The 4,812-nt window shown below is 72.7% G+C and carries 6 protein-coding genes; 3 read left to right on the plus strand and 3 right to left on the minus strand.

The annotated features are described in order from the left end of the window. Positions 1 to 60 precede the first annotated feature (60 nt). Both EYA84_RS26700 and EYA84_RS26705 read left to right on the plus strand, forming a co-directional pair. Entirely contained in the window at positions 61 to 897 is an 837-nt protein-coding gene (locus EYA84_RS26700; RefSeq protein WP_176095301.1) for an isoprenyl transferase, read from the plus strand. A gap of 64 nt (positions 898 to 961) precedes the next feature. After that, positions 962 to 1,156 (plus strand): hypothetical protein, encoded by a 195-nt coding sequence (locus EYA84_RS26705; protein ID WP_131056460.1) that lies wholly within the window; start codon positions 962 to 964, stop codon positions 1,154 to 1,156. A gap of 72 nt (positions 1,157 to 1,228) precedes the next feature. On the opposite strand, the gene gndA is transcribed toward EYA84_RS26705, so the two are convergent. Continuing rightward, positions 1,229 to 2,674, minus strand: a complete 1,446-nt coding sequence (gene gndA, locus EYA84_RS26710) for an NADP-dependent phosphogluconate dehydrogenase (RefSeq protein WP_131056462.1) — start codon at positions 2,672 to 2,674, stop codon at positions 1,229 to 1,231. Positions 2,675 to 3,068: 394 nt separating this feature from the next. Here gndA and EYA84_RS26715 point away from each other — a divergent pair, with 394 nt between their 5' ends. Next, positions 3,069 to 3,395 carry a hypothetical protein gene (locus EYA84_RS26715; protein WP_131056464.1) on the plus strand — a complete coding sequence of 109 codons (327 nt, stop codon included), beginning with the start codon at positions 3,069 to 3,071 and terminating at the stop codon, positions 3,393 to 3,395. A gap of 90 nt (positions 3,396 to 3,485) precedes the next feature. Here the strand turns inward: EYA84_RS26715 and EYA84_RS26720 are convergent, their stop codons facing one another. Together EYA84_RS26720 and EYA84_RS26725 are read right to left on the minus strand one after the other, a co-directional pair. After that, positions 3,486 to 4,286 carry an energy-coupling factor transporter transmembrane protein EcfT gene (locus EYA84_RS26720; protein ID WP_131056466.1) on the minus strand — a complete coding sequence of 267 codons (801 nt, stop codon included), beginning with the start codon at positions 4,284 to 4,286 and terminating at the stop codon, positions 3,486 to 3,488. After that, on the minus strand, positions 4,283 to 4,812 hold a 530-nt coding region (locus tag EYA84_RS26725; protein ID WP_131056468.1), incomplete at its 5' end, for an ABC transporter ATP-binding protein. The genes EYA84_RS26725 and EYA84_RS26720, both read right to left, overlap by 4 nt.

The raw sequence follows: 4,812 nt of genomic DNA on the forward strand, positions 1-4,812 counted from the left end.
CGCCGGGGCGGCCCCGCCGCGCGACCCGGCCGGCGAGGGCTGACGCCCGACCGGGCGTCGATGGAGTCGAGCAGGGAGAGCCGAGTGATCCGATCCACCAGGGCCGTCCGGCGCGCGCCGGTGCCCCCGACGCCGCACCCGTCGGGCGCCCGACCTCCGGCGCTGCCGTCGGAGGCGGTGCCCCGGCACGTCGCCGTGGTGATGGACGGCAACGGCCGCTGGGCCAAGGAGCGCGGGCTGCCCCGCACCAAGGGCCACGAGGCGGGGGAGTTCTCCCTCTTCGACACCGTCGAGGGCGCCATCGAGATGGGCATCCCCTACCTGTCGGCGTACGCCTTCTCCACCGAGAACTGGCGACGCTCGCCGGACGAGGTGCGCTTCCTGATGGGCTTCAACCGGGACGTCATCCGCCGTCGCCGCGACCAGCTCGTCGACCTCGGGGTGCGGGTGGTCTGGTCGGGCCGGTCCGGACGGCTGTGGAAGAGCGTCATCTCCGAGTTGCAGACCGCCGAGGAGATGTCCCGGGGGAACTCGACGCTGACGCTCCAGTTCTGCGTCAACTACGGCGGGCAGGCGGAGATCGCCGACGCCGCCGCCGCGATCGCCCGGGACGTGGCCGCCGGCCGACTGGACCCGGGCAAGGTCAACGAGAAGACCATCGAGCGGTATCTCTACCACCCCGAGGTGCCCGAGGTGGACCTGTTCCTGCGGCCCTCCGGCGAGCAGCGCACCTCGAACTTCATGCTCTGGCAGAGCGCGTACGCGGAGCTGGTCTTCCTGGACACGCTCTGGCCCGACTTCGACCGCCGCCACCTCTGGTACGCCTGCGAGCTGTACGCCCAACGGGACCGCCGATTCGGCGGTGCGCTGCCCAACCCGGTGGCCCCGACGGTCTGACGCTTAACGGCGGACCGGAGTGGGTATCAGTGTCGTCAGCAGCCACTGACGGAGGTGAACCCACATGATGCGCAAGCGTGTCGCCCAGTGGGCGGTGATGGCCGTTGCGGTTCCGTTGGCGGCCGCCGGTGCCCGCCGGCTCAGCCACTCGATGGAATCCCGGCGGGGCCCGTCCCGGGCCAGTCGCCTGCTCACGCAGGGAGCGGACCTGATCCGCCCGCAGAAGGCCCGGCGTCGTATATGGCGGGTGTGCGTGTAAGGAGGGGTCCCCTGCTAACGCCTGGTGCATAGCAGGGGACCCTTCCTAACGCGGAAGACCGGCGGGAAGACGTCAGGCCGGGGTCTCGGCGCGGTCGGGGGTGGCCCACAGGGTGTGGAAGGAACCGTCGCGGTCGACACGGCGGTAGGTGTGCGCGCCGAAGTTGTCCCGCAGGCCCTGGATGAGCGCGGCCGGGAGACGCTGCGCGCGCAGCGCGTCGAAGTAGGCCAGCGACGAGGCGAACGCGGGTGCCGGCACGCCGACCCGGGCCGCCTCGGCCACCACCCGCCGCCAGCTCGGCACACCGTCGCGCACGGTGTCCGCGAACCACGGCGCCACCAGCAGCGTGGGCAGCTCCGGCTGCTCGTCGTAGGCCTGCTTGATGCGGTCCAGGAAGCGGGCCCGGATGATGCAGCCGCCCCGCCAGATCTTCGCCGTGCCGCCCAGGTCGATGTCCCAGTCGTACTCGGCGCTGCCGGCCCGGATCTGGTCGAAGCCCTGCGCGTACGCCACGATCTTGGAGGCGAGCAGCGCCCGGCGTACGTCCTCGATGAACGCCTCGCGGTCGGCGACCTGCCACTTTTCCCCGGAGTCCGGGAACGCCCGCACTGCGGCCTCACGCTGGTCGACGTGACCGGAGAGCGACCGGGCGAACGTCGCCTCGGCGATGCCGGTGATCGGGATGCCCAGGTCGAGGGCGATCTGGACGGTCCACCGGCCGGTGCCCTTCTGCTCGGCCCGGTCCTGCACCACGTCCACGAACGCCTCGCCGGTGGCGGCGTCGGTGTGCGCCAGCACGTCGGCGGTGATCTCGATCAGGAAGGACTCCAGCTCGCCGGAGTTCCACTCCCGGAAGATCTCCGCGAGTTCCGACGGGGTCGCGCCCAGTCCGGCGCGCAGCAGGTCGTACGCCTCGGCGATGAGCTGCATGTCGGCGTACTCGATGCCGTTGTGGACCATCTTCACGAAGTGCCCGGCACCGTCCGGCCCCACGTGCTCGCAGCAGGGCTCGCCCTCGACCTGCGCGGCGATCTTCTCGAAGATCGGCCCGAGCTTGCGGTACGACTCGGCCGACCCGCCCGGCATGATGCTCGGCCCCCAGAGGGCGCCCTCCTCGCCGCCGGAGACGCCGGTGCCGACGAAGTGCAGGCCCTTGGTCCGCAGCGCCTCCTCCCGGCGACGGGTGTCGGCGAAGTGCGCGTTGCCGCAGTCGATGATGATGTCGCCCTCTTCGAGCAGCGGCACCAACTCGTCGATCACCGCGTCGGTGGGGCCGCCCGCCTTGACCATGATGATCACCGCGCGCGGGCGCTCCAGCGCGGCGACGAAGTCCGCCAGGGACTCCGTCGGCACGAAGGTGCCCTCGTCGCCGTGCTCGGCCACCAGCGACCGGGTCCGTTCCGGCGAGCGGTTGTGCAACGCCACGGTGAACCCGTTGCGGGCCAGGTTCCGGGCCAGGTTCCGACCCATCACCGCCAGCCCGGTCACACCGATCTGCGCCGTAGCCCGATCCGCCATCCTCGTCGCCACCTTCCGCCGTCTACCTGTAGTGCTGCGACGGTATCGCGGCCGGACCCCGGGCCGCGCCGTCCCCCCACCGCTGGTCATCAGGTGGTCGCGTAGCGCACGGCACCGGGTTGCCGATAATCCGGATGCGTTCCGCTCTCCGGCCGGGATAGCGTGCGGGCATGCGCTACTGACACCCGCTTCATCGAGCCGGTCCGCCGCCCCTGTGGCCGTGGACCCGTCGCTTCCGGGTGTCCGCGCGTCCTTCTCGTCGCCGTTGACGCGACGTCCTCCGTGGCCGCTCCGGAACGACCTTCCGCTGATCCCGCCCGACCGCCGTCCGGCGGTCCCCACCGACGGCGGTGGCGTGGCGTACGCGCCGACACCGCCGAGCGAGGAGGCTCCGATGCCTGCCAGCCGTAAACCGAAGAAGTCCCGTGGTGCCGCCCGGGTGTCCACGGTGACGCCGCCCCACGTCGACGCGTCGACCGACGCGGTCACCCCACCGCTCGGACTGCCGCCCCTGGTAGGGCCCTCCGCCGGGCTCACGTCCCCGGCGGCGCCGTTGCCTCCGGTCGACACGTCCAGGTCGGACCTCGAGGACCGGGAGCCGCCGGGCGCACCGCCCGCGCCGACCACCGGTCCGACAGCCTCCGGCCGGGGCAAGGGGGTCCGTTCCGACCGTGGACAGCGTGTCGGAGCGGGCCGGCAGTACGCCTTCCGGCGCAAGTGAGCGACCGGGGCACCGTACGGGGTGGCTGAAAGGTGGGTGGATCTGTTGTCGCTCCGACGACAACAGATCCACCCACCTCCGGCCCGCGGCTCAGCCGATCAGCGGACGGAAGGTGCCGAGCGCGACGCTGACGCCCAACGCGGCGGCGGCCAGCGTCGCCGCGACGACCATCAGCAGCCAGTCGGCCGCGCCGAAATACTGCCAGCGGGCGACGGTACGCGGCACTCCCGCGTCGAAGCCGCGCGCGTCCATCGCGACCGCCAGCCGGGTGCCCCGGCGGATCGCGCCGACCAGCAGCGTGAACGCGGTGGAGACGAAGAGCCGCAGTTTCGCCACCGGGTTGCGTCCCGCCTCGACACCACGTGCCCGGCGGGCCATGACGATCATCTGCCACTCCTGCCCGAGCAACGGGAGCAGCCGGAACGCCGCCAGCGCGCCGATCGCGAACCGGGCCGGTGCGCGGGCGTTCTGCACCAGCGCGTCGGCAAGGTCGGTCGGATCGGTGGTGGCGAAGACGATCACGCCGGGCAGTGCCACCGCGAACAGCCGCAGCACCAGGCCGAGCGCGGTGAGCAGCACCGCCGAGGTGACCACGACCGGTCCGGCGTCGAGCAGGACCCGGCCCGAGCGGTCCGCGGCGAAGAGCACCAGCGTCACCAGTACGCCGACGGCGGCGGCGAGCAACGGCCACACCCGGCGGAGCAGCACCCGGTAGCGCACGCCGAACAGCGGCAGGACCGCCAACTCGATCGCGATCGCGATCGCCGGTGCGACCGGGTCCAGTGTCGCCAGCAGCGGAAACGCGAACAGCAGCGCCGCCGCCAGCTTGGCCACCGGATTGCGCCGGGCCAGTGGCGCGTCCGGCCGGGCGACCGGTTCGAAGTCGATCATCGGTCCGCCGCCGGAGAAGACGACGGGGCCTCGGCGGCCGGTGGGCGCGTCAGCGTCAGCGTCCGGTCGGCGAGCGCGGCGACGAACTCGGCGTCGTGGGTGACCGTCACCAGGGCGTGACCGGCGTCGCGTAGCTCCGCGAACAGGTCCACCAGCTCCCGCCAGGTGCGTCGGTCCTGGCCGAAGGTGGGCTCGTCGCAGATCAGCAGCCGGGGCGCGGTGGCCAGGGCGGTCGCGACGCTCAGCCGCCGCGCCTCGCCGCCGGAGAGGGTGTACGGGTTCGCCCCGGCCAGGCGGTCCAACCGCAGCCGTTGCAGCAACTCGTCGACGCGTCGGCGGACCGCCGTCTCGGTGGCGCCGGTCCGTCGGGGGCCGAGTGCCAGTTCGTCGAAGACCGTGCCGGTGACAAACTGGTGTTCCGGGTCCTGGAACACCGAGCCGATCCGGCGGGCCAGCGCGGGTGCCCGCCACCGGTGCGGTGGGGTGCGGGCGTCGGCCCCGGCCAGCTCCGCCGGGGGGATCGCGG

Origin of the sequence: Verrucosispora sp. SN26_14.1 (assembly GCF_004307965.1) — a bacterium.
GTDB lineage: Bacteria > Actinomycetota > Actinomycetes > Mycobacteriales > Micromonosporaceae > Micromonospora.